At 63.7% G+C, this 20,451-nt stretch carries 21 protein-coding genes and 1 pseudogene; 14 read left to right on the top strand and 8 right to left on the bottom strand.

What is annotated here, in order from left to right; translation table 11 throughout:
* Nucleotides 1-43: 43 nt before the first annotated feature.
* Together AC07VS_RS15905 and map are read left to right on the top strand one after the other, a co-directional pair.
* Nucleotides 44-298: a ParD-like family protein gene (locus AC07VS_RS15905; RefSeq protein ID WP_494751436.1), complete on the top strand. Its 255-nt coding sequence runs from the start codon at nucleotides 44-46 to the stop codon at nucleotides 296-298.
* Complete coding sequence (gene map / locus AC07VS_RS15900) at nucleotides 295-1,089, top strand: type I methionyl aminopeptidase (protein ID WP_492345728.1); 795 nt, start codon at nucleotides 295-297, stop codon at nucleotides 1,087-1,089. Before AC07VS_RS15905 ends, map begins: the two co-directional genes overlap by 4 nt.
* Nucleotides 1,090-1,285: 196 nt before the next feature.
* Here map and pal read toward each other — a convergent pair whose 3' ends face one another.
* From pal to AC07VS_RS15880, 4 genes are all read right to left on the bottom strand, one after another.
* The gene (pal, locus tag AC07VS_RS15895) at nucleotides 1,286-1,822 is read right to left on the bottom strand and encodes a peptidoglycan-associated lipoprotein Pal (RefSeq protein ID WP_492345725.1); all 537 of its coding nucleotides are present in this window, start codon (nucleotides 1,820-1,822) and stop codon (nucleotides 1,286-1,288) included.
* 187 nt (nucleotides 1,823-2,009) lie between these two features.
* Nucleotides 2,010-2,525, bottom strand: a complete 516-nt coding sequence (locus tag AC07VS_RS15890; RefSeq protein WP_492345724.1) for a MarR family winged helix-turn-helix transcriptional regulator — start codon at nucleotides 2,523-2,525, stop codon at nucleotides 2,010-2,012.
* A 47-nt stretch (nucleotides 2,526-2,572) separates the two neighbouring features.
* Nucleotides 2,573-3,364 (bottom strand): DODA-type extradiol aromatic ring-opening family dioxygenase, encoded by a 792-nt coding sequence (locus tag AC07VS_RS15885; RefSeq protein ID WP_494751435.1) that lies wholly within the window; start codon nucleotides 3,362-3,364, stop codon nucleotides 2,573-2,575.
* Nucleotides 3,365-3,424: 60 nt separating this feature from the next.
* Entirely contained in the window at nucleotides 3,425-4,483 is a 1,059-nt protein-coding gene (locus tag AC07VS_RS15880; protein WP_494657602.1) for an LLM class flavin-dependent oxidoreductase, read from the bottom strand.
* Nucleotides 4,484-4,935: 452 nt separating this feature from the next.
* On the opposite strand from AC07VS_RS15880, the gene AC07VS_RS15875 reads away from it, so the two are divergent.
* Nucleotides 4,936-5,370, top strand: coding sequence for a hypothetical protein (locus AC07VS_RS15875; protein ID WP_494751434.1), 435 nt, complete (start codon nucleotides 4,936-4,938; stop codon nucleotides 5,368-5,370).
* A 34-nt stretch (nucleotides 5,371-5,404) separates the two neighbouring features.
* Here AC07VS_RS15875 and AC07VS_RS15870 read toward each other — a convergent pair whose 3' ends face one another.
* The gene (locus AC07VS_RS15870) at nucleotides 5,405-6,328 is read right to left on the bottom strand and encodes an alpha/beta hydrolase (protein ID WP_494657599.1); all 924 of its coding nucleotides are present in this window, start codon (nucleotides 6,326-6,328) and stop codon (nucleotides 5,405-5,407) included.
* Nucleotides 6,329-6,465: 137 nt separating this feature from the next.
* Between AC07VS_RS15870 and AC07VS_RS15865 the strand changes: the two genes are divergently transcribed.
* Nucleotides 6,466-7,077, top strand: coding sequence for a DUF938 domain-containing protein (locus tag AC07VS_RS15865; protein WP_494751433.1), 612 nt, complete (start codon nucleotides 6,466-6,468; stop codon nucleotides 7,075-7,077).
* 19 nt (nucleotides 7,078-7,096) lie between these two features.
* On the opposite strand, the gene AC07VS_RS15860 is transcribed toward AC07VS_RS15865, so the two are convergent.
* Complete coding sequence (locus AC07VS_RS15860) at nucleotides 7,097-7,666, bottom strand: HD domain-containing protein (protein ID WP_492345718.1); 570 nt, start codon at nucleotides 7,664-7,666, stop codon at nucleotides 7,097-7,099.
* Nucleotides 7,667-7,705: 39 nt separating this feature from the next.
* Between AC07VS_RS15860 and AC07VS_RS15855 the strand changes: the two genes are divergently transcribed.
* The 7 genes and pseudogenes from AC07VS_RS15855 (at nucleotide 7,706) to AC07VS_RS15825 (ending at nucleotide 14,348) form a co-directional block, all read left to right on the top strand.
* Nucleotides 7,706-8,788 (top strand): GGDEF domain-containing protein, encoded by a 1,083-nt coding sequence (locus tag AC07VS_RS15855; protein ID WP_494751432.1) that lies wholly within the window; start codon nucleotides 7,706-7,708, stop codon nucleotides 8,786-8,788.
* A 164-nt stretch (nucleotides 8,789-8,952) separates the two neighbouring features.
* Nucleotides 8,953-9,672 (top strand): annotated as a pseudogene (locus tag AC07VS_RS15850) (MCP four helix bundle domain-containing protein); the annotation flags it as partial.
* 193 nt (nucleotides 9,673-9,865) lie between these two features.
* Nucleotides 9,866-10,702, top strand: a complete 837-nt coding sequence (locus tag AC07VS_RS15845) for a methyl-accepting chemotaxis protein (protein WP_494751431.1) — start codon at nucleotides 9,866-9,868, stop codon at nucleotides 10,700-10,702.
* A gap of 65 nt (nucleotides 10,703-10,767) precedes the next feature.
* A complete protein-coding gene (locus AC07VS_RS15840; RefSeq protein WP_494751430.1) occupies nucleotides 10,768-11,805 on the top strand; it encodes a LacI family DNA-binding transcriptional regulator in 1,038 nt (345 codons plus the stop codon).
* Nucleotides 11,806-11,947: 142 nt separating this feature from the next.
* Nucleotides 11,948-13,282: a glucarate dehydratase gene (gene gudD, locus AC07VS_RS15835; protein WP_494657594.1), complete on the top strand. Its 1,335-nt coding sequence runs from the start codon at nucleotides 11,948-11,950 to the stop codon at nucleotides 13,280-13,282.
* Nucleotides 13,283-13,404: 122 nt separating this feature from the next.
* Nucleotides 13,405-13,854 (top strand): CHRD domain-containing protein, encoded by a 450-nt coding sequence (locus tag AC07VS_RS15830; protein ID WP_492345713.1) that lies wholly within the window; start codon nucleotides 13,405-13,407, stop codon nucleotides 13,852-13,854.
* 80 nt (nucleotides 13,855-13,934) lie between these two features.
* Nucleotides 13,935-14,348, top strand: a complete 414-nt coding sequence (locus tag AC07VS_RS15825) for a phage holin family protein (RefSeq protein WP_492345712.1) — start codon at nucleotides 13,935-13,937, stop codon at nucleotides 14,346-14,348.
* A gap of 21 nt (nucleotides 14,349-14,369) precedes the next feature.
* On the opposite strand, the gene AC07VS_RS15820 is transcribed toward AC07VS_RS15825, so the two are convergent.
* Both AC07VS_RS15820 and AC07VS_RS15815 read right to left on the bottom strand, forming a co-directional pair.
* Nucleotides 14,370-15,764: a DUF1501 domain-containing protein gene (locus tag AC07VS_RS15820; protein WP_494657593.1), complete on the bottom strand. Its 1,395-nt coding sequence runs from the start codon at nucleotides 15,762-15,764 to the stop codon at nucleotides 14,370-14,372.
* 12 nt (nucleotides 15,765-15,776) lie between these two features.
* Nucleotides 15,777-17,534: a DUF1800 domain-containing protein gene (locus tag AC07VS_RS15815; RefSeq protein WP_494751429.1), complete on the bottom strand. Its 1,758-nt coding sequence runs from the start codon at nucleotides 17,532-17,534 to the stop codon at nucleotides 15,777-15,779.
* 266 nt (nucleotides 17,535-17,800) lie between these two features.
* Between AC07VS_RS15815 and AC07VS_RS15810 the strand changes: the two genes are divergently transcribed.
* From AC07VS_RS15810 to AC07VS_RS15800, 3 genes are all read left to right on the top strand, one after another.
* Nucleotides 17,801-18,751, top strand: coding sequence for a delta(1)-pyrroline-2-carboxylate reductase family protein (locus AC07VS_RS15810; RefSeq protein ID WP_494751428.1), 951 nt, complete (start codon nucleotides 17,801-17,803; stop codon nucleotides 18,749-18,751).
* A gap of 214 nt (nucleotides 18,752-18,965) precedes the next feature.
* Nucleotides 18,966-19,313, top strand: a complete 348-nt coding sequence (locus AC07VS_RS15805; RefSeq protein ID WP_492345708.1) for a RidA family protein — start codon at nucleotides 18,966-18,968, stop codon at nucleotides 19,311-19,313.
* A 166-nt stretch (nucleotides 19,314-19,479) separates the two neighbouring features.
* Nucleotides 19,480-20,415, top strand: coding sequence for a LysR family transcriptional regulator (locus AC07VS_RS15800; protein WP_492345707.1), 936 nt, complete (start codon nucleotides 19,480-19,482; stop codon nucleotides 20,413-20,415).
* The last annotated feature ends 36 nt before the right edge of the window (nucleotides 20,416-20,451 follow it).

Here is a 20,451-nt window from a genome sequence, read left to right as displayed (position 1 = left end):
TAAATAGAATACGATTCGTATATAAATCATATAGGGTGCCTCCATGGGCCTGGTCAAGATCTCAGAGACGCTTCATGAGGAGTTGCGCATTGCCAGCGACGCCCTCAGTCGTTCCATCAACGCCCAGGCCGAGCATTGGATCCGCATCGGCATGCTGTCCGAACTCCACCCTGACCTTCGCTACGGCGACATCTGTCAAGCATTGCTTCGCGCCGCCCAGACCGGTGAGCAGGGGCTGACCTGGCTGATGCGCCCTGAAGCACTCCCCCCCAGAACCCCCAGCACGGTGGCACCATGAATCGCAAAGTCCCTCTCCGCACAGCCTCCGAATTGGCTCAGGCCCGCATCGCGGCCGCGCTGGCAGCCGATCTGCTGCACGTGATCACGCCCCACGTGCAAGCCGGTGTCAGCACCGAAACCCTGGACCGCCTCTGCCATGACCACATCGTGAATGTGCAAAACGCCGTGCCCGCCAATGTGGGGTACCACGGTTTTCCCAAAACGATCTGCGCCTCAATCAACCACGTGGTGTGCCATGGCATCCCATCAGAGCAGCAGGTGCTCAAAGACGGCGACATCGTCAACATCGACGTCGCCGTGATCAAGGATGGCTGGTTTGGCGACTGCAGCCGCATGTATTGCGTGGGCAAGCCCAGCCCTTTGGCGCGCCGGCTGGTCGACACCACTTATGAGGCCATGCGAGCCGGCATCCTTCAGGTGCGCCCCGGGGCCACGCTGGGCGACGTGGGCCATGCCATCCAGACCGTGGCCCACCGAGAACGTTTCAGTGTGGTGCGCGAGTACTGCGGGCACGGTATCGGGCAGGTCTACCACGACGAGCCCCAGGTGCTGCACTACGGCCAACGCGGTCAAGGTCTGCGCCTGGAGCCCGGCATGATTTTCACCATCGAGCCCATGTTGAATGCTGGCAAACGCGAAACCCGCGAGTTGGCCGATGGCTGGACCGTCATCACCCGCGACCGCTCCCTGTCTGCTCAGTGGGAGCACATGGTCGCGGTGACCGAAACCGGGTTCGAAGTGCTGACCCCCTGGCCCGAAGGCACGGGCGCCTATCCGGGCTTCGACTGAATGGCGCGTTGCTGCTCGCAAACGAGCCTGAGCCAACATTTGCGCCCCCAGGCGGGACAGACCTAGGCATCAGGCCTGGTTGGCACGCAGCTTGACTGCGTTCTGAAGACAAGCGCAGCGCGTTTGTCTTCACGAGCTCCGTCCCGCCGGTAAAGATCTGTACCTGCCGGGACGGACCCCGACCCAAGAGTGACGCTCAGTGGCTTGGGTAGCCCAGGTCGACGCGGCGGTTCTCGGCCCAGGCCGCTTCGGTGTGGCCTTCGGCACGGGGCTTTTCCTTGCCCCAGCTCACAGCTTCCAGCTGGCTGTCTTTCACACCGTACACACGCAAGGCACGGACAGTGGCATCGGCACGCTTTTGGCCCAGCGCCAGGTTGTATTCAGCGCTGCCGCGTTCGTCGGCATTGCCTTCGACGCGAATCTGCACGCTGGCATGTTGAGCCAGATACTTGCCATGGCGTTCAACCACGGGCTGGTACTTGGTGGCGACACTGAAATCGTCATAGCCAAAGTACACGCTGCGGTCTTTGGACAAGGGGTTGTTCGGGTCCAGGTAATCAGGCACCACCACCTGGGCCACCGCAGACTGGGCTTGGGCCGCCGGGGCTGCCGGAGCAGGGGCCTGGGTCGCCACAGGGGACGACTCGGGAGCAGTCGCCTTGGGCGCACTGCTGCAGGCAGATAACAGGACCACCACCGCGCTCAGCGCAGCGAGGGAGGAAATAGATTTCATGGCATGACTCCGTCAAAAGCTTGGATCCGGATAGCAGCGACAGATCCAACTCAAAATCATAACATTTGCACAAATACATTTACATCTCAACACGATGTAAAGTTGCCTTGATCCTCAAGCAAAACGACCTGAGACCGGCACCCTCTGAATTCGCCGCTACGAAATCAGCGTTTGCACGAACTAGAGATTAGAGATGGGCCAATGGCGTCTGTTCGGCCGTCTCGTCGGCATGCAGAACCGCAATCAGGGCCCGCAGATCCTGTTCAAGGCGGTCCACCGTCTCGGCTGGCAATTGAGCCAAGGCCGTGGGCAACACCCCTTCAAAAGGGCCTGACACCCGGCCCAGCACTTCAAGGCCTGCCGGAAGAATGGACAGTTCGATGCTGCGCCGATCCGTCAGGCCTTTCACGGCCTGGATCAGTGATCGCTTGAGCATCGCACGAACCAGATTGCTGGCGGTGGATTGATGGATGTCCATGGCAGCCGCCAGGCCTGATACCCCGATGCCCGGGCGATCACGTACCACGCTCAACGCCCAGATCTGGGCGCCACCCAAACCGGCCTGGTTCTCGACCTGTTGAAAGTGGCTGCGCACCGCGTTGAAGACCACCCGAAAGCGGCGCAAGACCAGCGTGGTCTTCTCCAGGTCGACGGGCTGTGGCGTGAGGTTTGGCGCAGTGGCGGATTGCTCGGTCTTGGGCATCCGGCGATGATACCGGCGCAGCCTGCTGACCAGGGGGAGGGCGGCCGTCAGCCGAAGCTGAACGCCGACAAAGTGGTTTCCATCACCCGATCGGAGAACACACGTCGTCCCAGATCCTGCCCGGCCGCGCCAGCCACCACCATCAAGGGCAACAAATGCTCCTCGGCCCGTGGCGGATGGCACAGGCGAGCCGCCGGGGCCTGGGCCCAACCGGCCAGGGCCTGATGGCGCTGAGCGGGTGCCGCCTCGACGGCCTGTCCCAACCAGGCGTCAAACGTGTCCGACACCGGGCCAAAGCGCGGGTCGCCATAGCCCCGCATGTTGTGAAAACTCATGCCGCTGCCCACAATCAAGACACCCTCATCCCGCAGCGGGGCCAGCGCCTGACCGGCACGCAGGTGGGCCTCGGGATTCAGATCGCTGGTCAGTGACAGTTGCACCACCGGGATGCTGGCCTGCGGAAACATCAGCATCAGCGGAATGAACATGCCATGATCAAAGCCGCGGCCGGGGTGGCCCTGAGCCGGCACCCCCGCTTGGCCGAGCAACTCGGTCACCCGGTCGGCCAAGGCGGGGTCGCCCGGTGCCGGGTATGTCAACTCGTAAGTGTGTGGAGGGAAGCCGTAGTAGTCATAAATCAACTCGGGCTGAGCCGCCGAAGTCACACCGAACTGCGGCTCCAGCCAATGGGCGGACACCAACAGGATGGCCTTTGGCGCCGCTGGCAACGTGGCCGACTGCCCCTTCAGGAAGGCTGCCATCTTGTCCCAGGCATCGGGTGGGTTCCAGTCCATGAAGAAGCAAGGGCCACCACCATGCGGAATGAACCACGTGGGCATGCGTGTCGCAGCATTTGCGTTGGAAACAGGGTTTTCATCAGACATCAGGTTCTCCAGAAATCAAGGGGTGACGTTGCCAGCCAAGGCCTTGCGCACGGCCGGCATGACTTCGGTGGCCAGCAGTTCAATCGACCGGGCCACTTTGGCAAAAGGCAGGCCGCCAATGTCGATCTGGGCCAGAAAGCGCTGGTGCCCGAACAACTCATGCTCATACAGGATCTTGTCCACGATCTGCTGCGGGCTGCCGACAAACAAGGAGCCATGCGGGCTGGCCAGTTGTTCATAGGCTGAGCGTGACACCTGCCAGCCATGATCGCGTTGGGGCAGGTTGTGCCGCATGTAGTGGCTGTAATGCCCATAAAACTCGTCGCGGGCCTGCTGGGCATCACGCTGCACATGCAGGTGCCCCGACACAGCCACCTTCAAGTCGCCCAGGGCATGACCGGCCCGCAGTCCGGTCTCCCGGTACAGGTCGATGAAGGGCTTGAACTGCGCCGGTTGCCCGCCGATGTTGGCCAGGTTCAAGGGCAGACCCGCCTGGCCAGCCCGCACAGCGCTGGCGGGAGTCCCGCCCGCGGCCACCCACACCGGCAGCAGAGGCTGCAGAGGGCGCGGCGCCACTTCGGCATCGTGCAGGGCCGGGCGATGCCGCCCGCGCCAACTCACCCGGGCCTGGCGCCGCAATTGCAACAACAACGCCAGTTTTTCTTCATACAAGGTGTCGTAGTCGCTCAGCTCGCAACCGAACAGGGGAAACGACTCTACAAAGGCCCCCCGCCCCGCCATCAACTCCGCGCGCCCACCCGACAACAAGTCCAGCGTGGCAAATTCCTCGAACACCCGCACCGGGTCAGCCGAACTGAGGATGGTGACCGCGCTGGTCAGCCGGATCTGTCGTGTCACACTCGCCACGGCACCCAACACCACCGCGTGGGCCGAGATGGCGTAGTCGCTGCGGTGGTGCTCGCCCACCCCGAACACCTGCAGCCCAGCCTCATCGGCCAGGCGGGCGGCGGCCAGCACTTCGTCAAGTCGTTGTTTTGCAGCCAGTTGCCCCTGAGATCCCGAGAGCCCGCCCGGCAGATCACCAAAGGTGTAAATGCCAATTTCCAAACCCATACCTCCGTTTGTTGGCCGGCCCGCTTGGCTTGGGCACGATGGGGCACTTTACTGGCTTGAAATCACGCGATAAACCCAGATCTGCGGTTTTGACTGTCTTCAAAATTGGAACAATTCCGCGGTCACGCGCGCAGTGGGTCGAGTGGGCCAAGACAACCAACCTCATGGTGCCTGGAAGGCGTCCCAAGCACGTAGGGTGCGTGGCCTGAGCTTGCACGGAATCATCAGGCCAACAGGCAACACCGTGAGGGCATCATGCGCTGCGCCTTCATGTGGTCGAAGGCGCAATTCGCTAGACTCCCATCCCGATGCAAGTGTCCTCGCCTCAAACACCCCACCGATTCAGGACTCCATTGGGCAAAGTCCTGACCACACTCACGCTGTTGCTTGGCGCCGCGTCAGCGCCATGGCACGCCGCCCAGGCCGAGGACAGGGCATGGCCCATCGCCCCCATGGCGCAATGGCTCGGCCTGAGCGAAGCCGCCTTGCCCACCGCAGTCCCCGAGATCCAGCGCCTGCGCCACCCACAGACCGGGCCCCGGGGTCTGAAAGCCTGGTGGGCCTTGCCCAGCGTCACCCTGGACCAGGGCCGATTGGAGACCTTGTTCTTTGCGCGCAACCAAGCCGTGGTGCACATCGAAGAGCGTTGGCGCGCGGATCCGGCCCGCTGCCAGGCGGCCAGCCAATATCAAACCCTGGTGGCCAGAATCAACCAGCGCCTGGGCCACGCCGGTGCAGCCAATGGCGATGCACAGACAGCTCAGGCCTCCACGGCCTGGGCTGCCGGCGCCTATGACGTGCGGCTGTATCTGAATCAGATGCCCGGCACCTGCCAGTTGCTTCTGGTGCACGAAGTGCACGCAGATCGCGATTCGACCGAACTCTGACCCATCGCCCCCCCGCGGCCAGCACTGATGCAACTCAGCGGCTCAGGTGCTGAGCGATGCCGGGGCTCAGCGTGGCCATGAACGCTTCGACCGCGTGGGTGTACTCGTTGTCCTGGCCCAATGTGGCATTGATGTCGCCATGGCTCAGGTCTTGGCCCAGCCATTGGGCGCGAACACCCAACTGCAAGGCTCGCGCCACAAACGCCTGGGCCTGCGCACAGGCGTCTTCACGCCGCGTCGAGCAGACCGCCAACACCGGGGCGGCCCCTGGGTGCAATTGATGCACGGGCGACATGGCCCGCCAATAGCCTGGGTCCGCGCCGAACGGCCGGTCGTACAGCCGCAGGTGAGGATGTGTCATGACGCGCTCCACATCCATGGCGGCACTGTCGAGAGCCACCGTCCCCAGCACGGGTGGCCCGCCCAGACCGGGGCGGGTGGGCCTCGCGCTCGCCAGCAAGGCCACCAGGTGGGCGCCTGCCGAGTGCCCCATGAGCACGAACTGCCCTGGATCGCCGCCCCAATCACCCGCCTGCGCCTGGGCATGCGCCAGCGCCAATGCCACGTCGTGCAACTGACCATCGGGCGGCACATCGGGCAGCATCCGATAATTGACCGACACCAGCACAAAGCCCCGAGCCCCCCAGCGCGCCACCTTGGCGTCAACCACACGGCTCATGGCTTTGTCGCCCACCGCCCAGGCACCGCCATGCACCATGAAAATGACCGGCGCCCCCGGGGTACGGGCTCCGCCACTGGGCAAATAGACGTCATACACCTGAGCCGGATCGGGTCCATACGACACGTTGGCCAGACGGGGGCTTTGGTTTGAAACAGCACTTGGCGCCTGGGCCTGGCCGGCGGCCATGCGCCGCTCACGAAGCCGGTCCAGCAGCGGGCCAGCCGAAGCCCCTTCAGCCAACGCATACCCCAATGCACCAACCAACGCCGTCGTCATCAACCGTCTCCGTCGGGCCATCGAAAGACGCATCGCTGGGGGCAAAGTACGGTCATCCATCTGTTCACTCCGTCGGGCCACATTCGGGCCTGCGGGTATTCTAGGCAACCCGTTCCACCCACCCACACCCTAAAGCGATGCTTGCTCCAGACGCTCGATTGCACAGCCCCGCCGCGGATCGCAATGCCGCCCCCATCCTGACCCAGTTGCAGGCCTCATTGCCAGCCCAGGGTCTGATGCTGGAAATCGCCAGCGGCACCGGGCAACACGCCGCGGCCTTCAGCACGGGCTTGCCAGGCTGGGAGTGGCAACCCACCGATTTCGAGGCCCGGTCCCTCGACTCCATCCGAGCCTGGTGCGAAGGCCTGGACAGAGTTCGCCCCCCCGTGCAACTGGATGTGCTGAGCAAGCCCTGGCCAAAAACCTTGCCCGACAGCGTGGACGCCGTTTTCTGCGCCAACATGATCCACATCGCCCCGTGGGCCTGCACCGCCGCATTGATGCAAGGGGCCGCGCGCCATCTTGCGGGGCAGGGGGTTTTGATCACCTACGGCCCCTACCTGGAAGAGAACACACCCACCGCCCCGGCCAACCTGGCCTTTGATAGCGACCTGCGCAGTCGAAACCCGGCCTGGGGCTTGCGTCAACTCAAAGATGTGGCCTCGGCGGCGGAGGAGGCCGGCCTGCGCCTGCGTGAACGCATTGCCCTGCCCGCCAACAACCTGCTGCTGGTCTGGGCACGGGCCTGAGGCGCGCGCCGCGACCGGCTCATGGGCCGGGCACCAGCCGCTTGATCTTCAGCAAGGTATCGGCCAAAGCCTTGGCCATCGGCGCCTTGCGCTCGGTGAACAGGTGGGACAAGGCCTCGTAGTACCAGACAGCGCCATCGAGCTTGGCATTGAAACGGTCAAACACCGACGGACCGATGGTGACCAAATCGTCCAGGATGGCTCGGGCATTGTTCAGCTTGTCACAACCGGACACCAGCAAGGCATCGTCGCTGGCGTTCTTGAGGTGTAGCAGATAAGCGCGTTTGCGCTCGGTCCAAGGCGCCTTGTGACCCTGAGCATCGGGTACGCCGTCGGTACACGCCTGCACCATGGCCAGCACCCGCGGACCAAAACGCTCGCCGATCTGAGCCGCATATTGCTGCCCGCCATCCTCCAGCGCGTCGTGCAGCAACGCAGCAATTTGCTGATCCTCATCCCCCCCGTACTGAGCCACCAAGCCCGCCACGGCCACCGGGTGAGTGATGTACGGGATCGCAGTGCCTTTGCGCAACTGGCCTTCGTGGGCCGTGGCGGCAAGGGTGATGGCTTGTGTGAATCGCGGGGTCATGGGCACAGTTTACGGGCTGACAGAAGCAGGCAGGGTTTTTTGATCACGCAGGCCAGTGGTTCATGCGACTTCGTCCACTCAATATCGATCGCCAAAGCGCTGATCTTGCATTATTCTCAAACAAGTTGCGCGCGCACTCTTCAGTTCAGCCATTTATTCTTGATGTCCGTCAATAATTCGCCTTTCATGGATTCAGGTTTTCCACTTGAAGGTCGGGATAAGGGCTCAGGCTTTCCCTATGCCATCCTGGATTCAATCGAGCAAGAGATTGCCGTCATTCAAAAAAACGGGCAGATTGTTTATGTGAATGAGGCCTGGATTCGATTCGGCGCCAAAAATGGACTTCCCCAGGAAGACTGGCTTAAGGCCAACTACCTGGACATCTGCGCCAAGGCCGCCTTGAGCCATGAAACCGATGCCCAACGGATCCAGCGTGGACTGGTCGCTGTCATTGACGGCCATCAGCCCGGCTTTTCGCATGAGTACCCATGCCACAGCGCCGACGAAAAACGCTGGTTTTTGATGAATGTGGTTGGCTTGACGGGGTGCTCAGGCGAGCTCTTTGTCATCATCCACAGCAATATCACCCAACGCAAGCTGGCAGAACAACAAGTTGAGAAATTGTCGTTGCTCGACCCACTCACGGGCCTGGCCAATCGACGGCACTTGATGCAGTTTCTGCCCTCGGAATGGCAACGCAACCGCCGCGAACAAACGCCCATCAGTCTGATATTGCTGGATATCGATGATTTCAAAAAGGTCAATGATCAACATGGCCACGTCGCCGGTGATGAATGCCTGAAACAAATCGCCGGACTGGTCGCACGCAGTGCTCGCCGGCCAGGCGACCTGGCCGTGCGCTGGGGAGGCGAAGAATTCATCCTGGTCCTGGGCAACACCGTCGCCGATACCGCGTTGACCCTGGCGCACGAGCTGTTGGTTGCGGCCCGCCACACCGAGTCACCCCACCATGTCCGATGCACCATCAGCCTGGGTGTCAGTACCGCGACGCCGCTTGACGACGATTGCGAAAGCCTGATTCAGCAGGCCGATGCGGCACTCTATCAAGCCAAGACAGCCGGGAAGAATCAGGTGTTGCGCTATGCGCCTGCGGCCTGTTGATGGCGATACTGAAAACCCGTTTCTTGTGCGATCTCAGCAACATTTGACCCAGACCATCGCCGGCGAGGCCTCCGTGACATATAAACAAATTGTAAAATCATATTTTTCATCTATATCATCCTGCAATCATCCCAAAGTGGGCCACTCAGGCCAAGGAGACAGTCATGCAAATCAATAACATCAGTGTCAAGACGCGTCTGTGGGTCACGTTCTCGGTCCTCATCGTGCTGATGATGGTGCTGTCAGGCTGGTCACAATACCGATCCAATGCAAGCCTGAACGCAGCCCTCGAAGAGGTCGTCAGCACCGATGTCAAGGTGGTAGCCGCCACACGCTGGAACGACGGTACCTCGGCCGCCCTGGCCATCACGGTGGCGGCCGTGCTGTCCACGGACGAGCAAAGCTCGCAACGTCTCACCAATGACGGCAAGACCCTGGTCGAACGCAACACCAAGATGCTCAAGACCATGGCGGACCTCATCACCCGATCCGACGAGAAGACGGCACTCGACAACCTGAGCAACGAGCGCAAGCCCGTGCTGGCGGCCCTGGGCAAGGCCAACGAACTCAAGAAAGCAGGCGACCTGGCAGGCGCCCGGGATGCCGCTGAAAAAGAACTGGTGCCCCTGACCACGGCCTATCTGCAACACCAACGTGAGTTCGTGCAGATGCTGGAGAAAAACCGCGATGCCACCGTCCAGGACGCCCAGGACGCTCGCCGTCAAAATGCCATCACCAACACGGTCACCGGCCTGATCGTTGCTTTCGGTGTGCTGGTCATTGCCGCACAACTGGTTCGCTCGATCGCGCAGCCGCTGGCTCAAGCCGTGGACCTGGCCCAGAGCATTGCCAAGGGCGACCTCACCCACGACACCCGCACCGAACGCCAGGACGAATTCGGCGTGCTGCTCAATGCGATGTCGGGCATGTCCACCCAGTTGCGCTCGGTGGTGGGCGAGGTACGCACCGGCGTCGACGCGCTGACCGTCGCCTCGGTGGAGATTGCCAAACGGCAACCAGGACCTGTCTTCACGCACCGAGCAGACCGCCAGCAACCTGCAACAAACGGCAGCCAGCATGGAGCAGCTGACCAGCACCGTGAACCAGTCGGCCGACACGGCCCGCCAGGCCAACCAGTTGGCTGGCACGGCAGCCCACGCGGCCTCCCGGGGTGGCGAGGTGGTTGCCCAGGTGGTGAGCAGCATGCAGCAGATCACCGACAGCTCACGCAAGATCAGCGACATCATCGGTGTGATCGATGGCATTGCCTTCCAAACCAACATCCTGGCTTTGAATGCAGCGGTGGAAGCCGCACGCGCCGGGGAACAAGGCCGCGGCTTTGCCGTGGTGGCAGGTGAGGTGCGCAGCCTCGCCGGCCGCAGCGCCGAAGCCGCCAAAGAAATCAAGACGCTGATCAACGCCTCGGTCGAAAACGTCGAGTCCGGCTCACAGCAGGTTGCCGACGCCGGCTCTGCCATGGCCGAGATCGTCAGCAGCGTGCGCCGTGTCACTGATCTGATCGGCGAAATCACGGCGTCGTCCGACGAGCAGCGCTCGGGCATCTCGCAAGTGAACGCGGCCGTCGGCCAACTCGACCAGATGACCCAGCAAAACGCCGCTCTGGTGGAAGAAAGTGCAGCCGCAGCGGCCTCATTGCGCGATCAGGCCCAGCGCCTGACCGAGGTGGTGGCCGTGTTCAATCTGGGCCAGGGCCATGCCCCAGCCGCCCGTCCAATGGCCCAGGCACCCCGCGCCGCTGCCGCGCCAGCTTCTGCGGCGTTGCGCAGTGCACCGCGCCCCAGCATCGGCGCCAGCAAATCACCAGCCCCCGCCAGCCCGCGCGCCGCTTTGCCCTCGGCCACCGCCAGTGCGGCCCCCAAAGCCGGCAGTGAGGACGACTGGACCTCGTTCTGAGCGAGTGGCCAGGCGCTCGGCGTCCAAGGCCCTCCTGTCCATCAGGGCTGACTAGAATCCGGGCGATGAGCTTCGCCCCCAGCCCCTCCAAGCGCCCCCGCCGTGGCAGTGGCGCCGTCACCTTGCACGAGGTGGCCCTGCGGGCCGGCGTGGCGCCCATCACTGCATCGCGCGCCCTCAATTCGCCCGACAAAGTGTCGCCCGACGTGCGCGTGCGGGTCAGTGAAGCGGTTCAGGCCCTGGGCTATGTGCCCAATCGCCTCGCTGGCGGCCTCGCCTCCACCCGCAGTCGCCTGGTGGCCGCACTGGTGCCCACCATGGCCGGGCCCGTGTTTCTGCAAACCATCCAGTCACTGACCCTGGCATTGGCCGAACAGGGTTACCAACTGATGCTCGGGCAAACCGGCTATGCCGATCCCAGCACAGGCGAAGACCGGATGCTCGAAGCCCTGATTGGACGCCGCCCGGACGGCATGGTGCTGACCGGCACGCTGCACTCGCCCCAGGCGCGGCAGCGCCTGCAGGCCGCCGGCATCCCGGTGGTGGAGACCTGGGACCTGAGCGACCACCCCATCGACATGTTGGTGGGCTTCTCGCACGAGGGGGTAGGGCGGTCGGTGGCCGGGTTCTTTCATGCCAAGGGCTTCCGGCGTTGGGCCATGGTGGCAGGCGATGACCCCCGTTCACAACGGCGCCAAGAAGCCTTTGTTCAAACCGCCAGGGCCTGTGGCCAACCCTCCGTTGCGGTGGTGACGGTGGCCGCGCCCACCACCCTCAAAAGCGGTCGACTGGCCTTGCGCCAACTGCTTCAGGATCAGCCGTCCGTGGATGCCGTGTTCTGCAGTTCCGATCTGCTGGCCCTGGGCGTCCTGACCGAAGCCCAGGCCCAAAGCCGGGCCGTGCCAGCGCAACTGGCTGTGATGGGCTTTGGCGACCTGGATTTCGCGGCCGATGTCGAGCCCGCGCTCAGCACCGTACAGATCGACGGTGCCGCCATGGGGCGTCAGGCCGCCCGCTTCATCATCGAGCGGGCCGAAGGCCGCGATGTCGCCCACACGGTGGTCGACATTGGCTTCAACATCATTGAACGAGGCAGCACCTGAGGGCAACGCCTTCACCTGTCTGCCCCTTGTCAAGCGCAAATGGTAGCGTTATCATTCATTCAAATGGTAGCGCTACCAACGCTCTATCAAAACCTTTATCAGGCAAATTGATGCCCTTTTTGCCTTTTGCACAGGCTCCGACATGACCCTTCACTCCACCCCCACCATCACCGAACTCCGCGTCATCCCCGTGGCAGGGCGCGACAGCATGCTGTTGAATCTGAGCGGCGCGCACGGCCCATTCTTCACCCGCAACCTGCTGATCTTGACCGACAGCGCCGGCCGCACCGGCGTGGGCGAGGTACCTGGGGGCGAAAAAATCCGCCAAACCCTGGAAGACGCCCGCGAACTGGTCGTGGGCCAGGCGTTGGGCTCACAGCAACGCGTGCTGCAGGAGGTCCAGCAGCGCTTCGCCGACCGAGACAGCGGGGGCCGCGGCCTGCAGACCTTCGACCTGCGCACCACCATCCATGCCGTCACCGCCATCGAATCGGCGTTGCTGGACCTGCTGGGCCAACACCTGGGTGTGCCGGTGGCGGCCCTGCTGGGTGAAGGCCAACAACGCCAGGAAGTCGAGATGCTGGGCTATCTGTTCTATGTGGGTGACCGCCGCCAGACCGATCTGCCCTACCAGAGCGAGCCAGGCGCACCCGATGCCTGGTCGCGCCTGCGTCACGAAAAAGCCCTGAACCCTGAAGCCATCGTTCGACTGGCTGAGGCCGCACGCGAGCGCTACGGCTTCAATGACTTCAAGCTCAAGGGTGGCGTGCTGCGGGCCGATGAAGAGGTGGAGGCCGTGCGCGCCCTGCACGAACGCTTCCCCGAAGCACGGGTCACCCTGGACCCGAACGGGGGCTGGCTGCTGAAAGATGCGATCCGCCTCATGCGCGACATGCGGGGGGTCGTGGCCTACGCCGAAGACCCCTGCGGTGCTGAGGAAGGTTTCTCGGGCCGCGAGGTGATGGCCGAGTTCCGCCGCGCCACTGGCCTGCCGACCGCCACCAACATGATCGCCACCGATTGGCGCCAACTGAGCCACGCCCTGGCCCTTCAATCAGTCGACATCCCGCTGGCCGACCCCCACTTCTGGACCATGGCGGGCAGCGTGCGGGTGGCCCAGACCTGCCGCGACTGGGGCTTGACCTGGGGTTCACACTCCAACAACCACTTCGATGTGTCGCTGGCCATGTTCACCCACGTGGGTGCCGCCGCCCCCGGCAAGGTCACCGCCATCGACACCCATTGGATCTGGCAGGACGGCCAACGCCTTACCCGCGACCCCTTGCAGATCGTGGACGGCAAGGTGCAGGTCCCACAAAAGCCGGGCCTGGGCGTCGAGCTGGACATGGCCGAGGTCGAGAAGGCCCATCAGCTGTATCTGCAGCACGGCCTGGGCTCACGCGATGACGCCGTGGCCATGCAGTACCTGATCCCGGGCTGGCAATTCAACCCCAAGCGTCCGGCACTGGACCGCTGAGGCAACAAGGCGGCAAACCCCATGCCACATGGCAAGGGGCAGTCGTGCTAGATTGCAACGGGCTGTTGCAGACCCACCCACTTCTGGTGGATCCAACGGCCCTACCCCACAGGAGACCCACCATGCGTACTCGCCATCTGCTGAAAAGCGCCGCCTTGACCGTCGGACTGACCCTGGCCCTCGGAGGGTGCAGCGCACTCTCCATGGGCAACAGCAACACCGTGGTATTGGTGGGCAACCTCAGCGGCGCCAGCGAGGTGCCCCCGGTCAACACCGCAGGCTCCGGCACCGTAGAGGCCCGCTTTGACAAAACCACCCAGGTGCTGAGCTGGAAGGTCAGCTTCACGGGTCTCAGTGGACCCGCCACAGCGGCTCACTTCCATGGACCGGCCGCCCCCGGCAGCAATGCAGGCGTGGTCATCCCCTTCAGCGGCAGCACCAGCCCCATCGAAGGCAGCGCCACCCTGACCCCAGCGCAAGCCGCCGACCTGCTGGCAGGCAAGTGGTATGCCAACGTTCACACTGCGGCCAACAAGGGGGGCGAGGTGCGCGCCCAGATCAGCGTTCGCTGAAGCAACGCGCAGGCTGAAGTCGGCGGTGGCAGGGTCGGGCCTGCGTATGATGGTCACTCGTCCTGACCCGGAACCTTGCCATGCTCGACTCGCTGCCCAGTTTCTTCATCCAATGGGCCATCACTTCGCTCTCGCTCTGGGTGGCCAGCCATGTGTTCAAAGGCCTGCGCTTTGCCGACACCGGTTCGCTGGTCGTGGCTGCGCTGCTGCTGGGCTTTGCCAATGCCGTGGTGCGGCCAATGCTGTTCGTGCTCACCCTGCCGCTCACGGTGCTCACTCTGGGCATCTTTGTGCTGGTGCTCAACGCCTTGATGCTGATGCTGGTCTCTGCGCTGGTGAAGGGTTTTCAGCTCTCAGGCTTCTGGACGGCGTTCTTTGCCAGCATGTTCATCGGCGTGCTGAGCTTTTTGCTGAGCATGGTGCTGGCCGGCGGCGACTGGTCGTGGCAGGCGCCCGTGCCCATGCCGGCACCGGGCTCCGGCCAATGGCTTTGAGCAGGTTCGGCCAAAGCGGGTTCAAGCGCCCATGAACCCGAGATTGGGTGTGCTGAAGTTCGAGAGATTCGGCATCACGCTGGCCAGGTCCGTGGCCGACACACCGAACCAGGTGGCCAGCGTCGCGCCGTATTGATCGACCGACAAGCCGGGCAGCAGACGCCCCTGGCCAACATCGTCCGGCCCGCCATTGGCCACCACCGGCGGGGTACCCACAAATGAGCGCCCGTTCACGGCATCGCCCACCACCCAATGCATGCTGCCCCAGCCATGGTCGCTGCCATCGTTGTTGCCCACCAGGGTTCGGCCGAAATCTGAAGCCGTGAAAGCCGTCACCTGCCGGGAAACGCCCAGCTCCACCGTCGCCTGGTGGAACGCTCCGAGCGCGTCGCCCAGGGTCTTCATCAAGCCCGGGTGCTGGGTGACCAGGCCATCGTGGGTGTCAAAGCCGCCAAGAGAGACAAAAAAGACCTGCCGCCTGGCGCCCAGGCTGGAGCGCGCCGCCACCATGCGCGCCACCAGCTTGAGCTGATCGGCCAGGCTGTTGCCCGTGGGAAAGGGGGTGCTCAAGGTGACGCCCGCCAAAGCAGAGCTCAGTTGGCTGTTGGCCGCAATCGAGCGCGATGCCACACGGGCGTATTCGTTTTCAAACAGGTGAACCCGGTTCGCCGTCATGAGTTGCTGCAGCGTGCGTGAGCAGGTGGCCGACCCAAACAAGGGCGACTGCACGCCGTTCACGGCCACCGAACCACTGCTGGACACCTGGTACTGCACCGCACTGTGGCCGGACAGGTAGACCGCATTGCCCCCCACGCCGATGCAGGTGAACGTGGCATTGCCATTGCCCGAAGCAAACAGGTCGCCCAAGCGCCCACCCCAACCCGAGGCCGCCCCTTCGGGTGACGACGACTGCCAGAAAGACTGCTGATCGTTGTGCGAAAACAGCTTGGGCGGCAAAGGCACCGAGCCCGCCTGATATTGGGCTTTGCTGGTGGGCTGGATCAGGCTGCCCACATTGAGCAGCACCGACATCTTCCCGGCGTGGAACAGGGGCACCAGTGGATCCAGGCCAGGTGCCAGCGCATATTCGCGCCCACCAGGCAAGGGAGTGGTCGGGTTCAACACCAAGGGGGTCAGACTGTCCCGGGCAATGGCCAGAGGTGCCCGATACTGCAGCATGGCGTTGTAGCTGGTCGGGTCGTAGGTGACCAGCGTGTTGGCATAGTCGTTGCCGCCATACAGAAACACGCAGACCAGTGCCTTGTAATCGGTGGCCGTGGCGGCAGCGGCCTCGCCCATCGCGGCCAGGCTCATGGCAAATGGTGTGGCACCTGCTGCCACGGACAAGGCGGCGCCACGCTGCAGAAAGGCCCGGCGGGATGCATTGTCCGGCGCCAGCTGAGGGAAGTGGTTCATGGCCATCCTGCCTTATTTCTGCACAATGAATTCGGGGGACGCCAAGACCAAGGTCAGGGCGGCCTGGATACGCCGGAGGGCGTTCGGCTGGTTGCTGGAGGGCAGGGTGGTGACCGCCGCCTGGATCAGATTCAGTGTCTGCGCCGACAGCTGTCCGCCGGCCAGCACCCGGTTGATTTCGGCCAACAGGGCGGCCGCATCGGCAGCCAGTGGCAGCAGGCTGCTGTAATCGGGGGTCAGATCCCCCGCCCCGCTGCCAGTCACCATGCGTTGCATGTAGTTGACGTAACCCGCCACAGACGATTCGTTGGCGATCTGAAACTCAGGCCCCACCAAACCCTGACTGGCCAGTGCCGTGCCAGGGGGCACGTAGCCGGGCCGAAAGAAATTGAACACCGACCCCGAGCGCATCGGGCTCTGGCCCAGGCGGGTGGCCGGATCGGACAAATCCCCCACCGCCCAGGTATCCGTGGCCGAACTGGCCCGATAGGCCCGGGCCCAGGCCAGAAAACGCATCACAGGCTCCCGCAACTTGCCATAGGTAGGCAGGGCCGCCGTGGTGGCACTGCGCGCCTCGGTGTCCAGCAAGATGGCCTTGAGCACGGCCTGCAGGTCGCCGCGCACCCCGGCCCCGTTGTTGGCAAACACCGCGCTGACGCGGGCCACATAGGCCGGGCTGGGGTTGCTGGTGACGAAGCGCTGGATCAGTTGTCGGCTGATGAAGGGTGGCAGGTTCGGGTGCTGGAACAAGGTGTCCAGCGCCTGATTCAGGGCCTCCATCGCAGGCGTGCCCGCGGCAATGGTCTTGCCCAGAAAGGTCTTGCTGCCAGTCTCGTACTGCGAGGCCACCGACACCAGGGGCCGCTGCTGAAATTCGGCGGGGTAGGGGCTGCTCAGGCCCGCCACATCCACGTTCCAACCCGTGAACACCCGGGCCAGACCGCTGACATCGGCCTGGGTGTAGGTCTCGAGGGCCGTTCCGTTGGCGCGTGTTTTCACCGTACCGTCGGCATTGAGCTGCACCAAGCCGATGGTGAACAGTTGCATCAACTCGCGGGCATAGTTCTCGTCGGGCTCGCTGCCAGTCTTGGGGTTGGCCTTGGCGCTGCCGCGAAAGGTCAGGTAGTAAGCCATGGCGGGGCTCAGCGAAATGTCCTGCAACAACTTGCGGTAGTTGCCAAAGGCATTGGCCTCCAGCAAGTCCAGATAGTGGCCCACCGCGTACTGACGCCACGAGGCATTCACCCCCAGCACCGACACCACACAGATCTCGGACAAGGCCAGCACCATTCGCTGCCGCAAGGGATCCCCCGAACTGATCAGCTTGCGCCAGATCGTATTGTCCAGCCCAGCCGTACTGAAGATATTGCTTGCGGCGTTGTAGCCACGTGCGTTCAGCCAATCGCAGTGGCTTTGGCTGCGCGGTAGCGCAAACTGTTTGTTCAACCACGCGCTGTAGCCGGTGCTGGCCACCGCCGACAAGTCTGCCGCGGTATAGCCTGGAGTGGCCTGGGTCAGAAACCGGGCGGCTTCGGCCATTGTCGGTAGAACCTGCGTGGCCAGGGGCGCCACGCCCTCACGCGATCCCAGTGTGGCGTCGGCGCTTTCACCGCCGCCGCCGCAGGCTGCCAGGCTGCCCAGCAAACCCAAGCCGGCCAAGCCCTGAACCCCTTGCACCAGGTCCAGCCCGGCCGGCAGCGAAGGCTCTGGATCCGCCAGATCAGGCCAGCATTCAGAGCCCTTCAGCACATCATGATCGAACACGGACATGACACTCCTTGTGGCATTGTTGATACCCCAGGCGCTCCAGTCCAGCACCTCGGGGATGCAAGCAGCCCACGGGCTGTCAAATCGATTGAGCACCGCTTATCGGCGAAATAATGCCTCACGTTTTGATACAAAGAGGACACATAGCCAGTATTTATGTTTCTTGTTGTATCCAGCACGGGCACTTTCAGCGATTCGAGATCCGCCTCCGAACCCAATTGGCTTTTTTGATAAAACAACGGCCTTCACGCCACAGCACGCCACGCGCCATGCCTGCCCTCCTGCTCAACCCCGACGCGACCGCCCAGGCCCTGCCTTATCCCACCCTGGCCTTGGCCATCGAGGCCGTGCTGCGGGACCCCACGGTGCAGGTTCCTGCCCGCATTGTGCAGCCCCTGCCCTCAGGGGGCTCGCTTTTCGTGATGCCGGCCTGCGATGCCCGACTGGCCATCACCAAGCTCATCACCTTTGTGGCCGACAACTCGGCACGTGGGCTGCCTGCCATCCAGGGGGACATCGTGGTGTTCGACAGTGTCAATGGCCGTCGCATGGCCTTGCTTGATGGGCCCACCGTCACGGCCCGCCGCACCGCGGCCGTGTCGCTGCTGGCCGCACAGAAATTGGCTCCGAACCTGCAGGGCCCCTTGCTGATCGTGGGTGCCGGGGTTCAGGGGCGGGCCCATCTGGAAGCCTTTCACAGCGGCCTGGGCGTGCGCGAGGTGTGGGTCAATTCGCGCAGCAAAGCCAGCGCACACGCCTTGATCGTGCACGCCCAAGCCCTGGGACTGCGGGCCCACCACGCACCGGACGCAGATGCCGCCCTGGCCCACTGCCCCTTGGTGGTCAGCTGCACACCGGCCCAGCAAGTGGCGCTGAGCGCCATGCCGCGCCAGGATGCCTTCGTAGCGGCGGTCGGGGCGTTCACCCCCCAGATGGTTGAATGGCGGGCCGATGTCTGCCGGAACCTGGCGGCCATTGGCACCATGGTGGTCGACACCCGCGATGCCGACCATGAAGCCGGCGACCTGCTGCAGGCGGGCATCGACGTCACTCAACTGCCCACGCTGGCCGATCTGATCCTGAATCGACCAGCCTGGGCGGGCAGGGCAGTGCAGCAGGGTGGCCCGGTCTTCTTCAAGAGTTGCGGCTGGGCCGGGTGGGACCTGGCGGCTGCGCGCTGTGTGATGCAGGCCAGCGGCCCCGTCACCCAAGCCAGTTGATGGCCACCGCCATGGCCTCATCGGGCAGCGCAAGACACAAAGTCTCGCGCCTTTTTCGCGCGCCGATACCGGCAGCGCTTGCGTTTTGCGCTAACCCGCCGTCACCACGCCGTATGCTTGGCAGTCCTGCCAGGCAGGCTCGCAGTGCAGCACGGGACCGAGCCGCCTGGGGGCGCACCCCCACAACACACCCGCATCGCAAGGATTGTTTTTCATGATTCAACGTTTTGACGTCGGCGCTCGCCTGTCCGATATGGCCATCCACAATGGCACCGTGTACCTGGCCGGCCAGATACCCGAAGACGCCAGCCTCGACATCCAGGGCCAGACCGCCCAGGTGCTGGCTGCGGTGGACGCCCTGCTGGAGCGCGCCGGCACCGACAAGAGCCGCATCCTGATGGCCCAGATCTTCTTGCCCGATCTGAACGACTTTGCCGGCATGAACGCTGTCTGGGACGCCTGGGTGCCTGCCGGCAACGCCCCGCCGCGCGCCACCGTGCAGGCCGCATTGGCTGGCCCCGGTTGGCGCATCGAGATGGTGGTCACCGCTGCCTTGCCCTGATTCGGCCCGGGCTTCAGCGCCGGTCTCCGATCTCCCACGGGTCGTGCGCGATCCTGAACAGGCACTTAGGCCCGAAAGTGATCACAAAACACAGTCGGCGATAACCTGGGGTGATTGATAAAGTGATGTGCATCAAAGCGCAACACCCCATCCCAGGAGACATCGCATGAAACTGGTCACGCTCAATGCCCTGGTGGCAGCCATCGAAGAGGGCAGCCTGCGCAGCGCAGCCCGGCGTGCTGGCGTGTCGCAGCCGGCGCTCACCAAAATGATCCGCGAGTTGGAGATCGAACTCGCGACCACACTGCTGACCCGCAGTTCGCGGGGGGTCACACCGACTGCCCAAGGCAAGGTCTTGTACGAACGCGCGGTGAAGGCGCAACGTGAATTGCGCTCGGCGGTCGACGAAATCAACCAGATGGACGGGCGCCTGATCGGCGAGCTGCGCGTGGGTGCCGTGCCTTTGGCGGTGATGCTCCTGGTTCCCGAAACCCTGCGCACCTTCGTGCAGGAGTTCCCCGACATCCGCCTGCGCGTGGCTGAAGAGCTGTATGTCGCCCAATTGCACAAGCTGCGCTCGGGCGAGGTCGACATCACCATCGGTGGCATTCCCGATGACCTGGCCACGGGCGAGTTCTTTGTCGAACCCCTGATCAAGACCACCATGGTGGCCACGGTGCGCAAGGGCAGCCCCTGGCTCAAGGCCAAGGAACTGGCCGACCTGCAAACGGCCCGCTGGGTGTACACCGGCTCCAACAGCGAATCGGGCTACGCCAAACTGTTCTTTGAGCACCACGGCCTGACCGCGCCGAAGATCGGTGCCATCGTCAACTCGACCCTGGCGCTGCTGTCGCTGGTGGCCTCGGGCGACTACGTGGCCCTGATGCCGATCCAGATTGCCCGCCTGCCCATCGTGGCCCAGTTCGTGTCCATCATCGAACTGGCCGAGGTGGGCTACGAGCTCCAGGTCGGTGCCATCCTGCGCAGCGATTCGGTGCCGTCGCCCGTGCTGCGCCACTTCATCGCCCACCTGCACCGGGCAGCCCACCACGTGAATCGAGGCGACACCCCCTTATCCGACCCCCGCTATAACCTCACGTGATCACGATGCCCGTGGCGGCATCTTTGCAGTCTGCTT

Source organism: Curvibacter sp. GW821-FHT01G03 (genome assembly GCF_059422285.1).
Note: the sequence above shows the minus strand (reverse complement) of the source record. Positions and strands in the feature narration are given on the sequence as shown.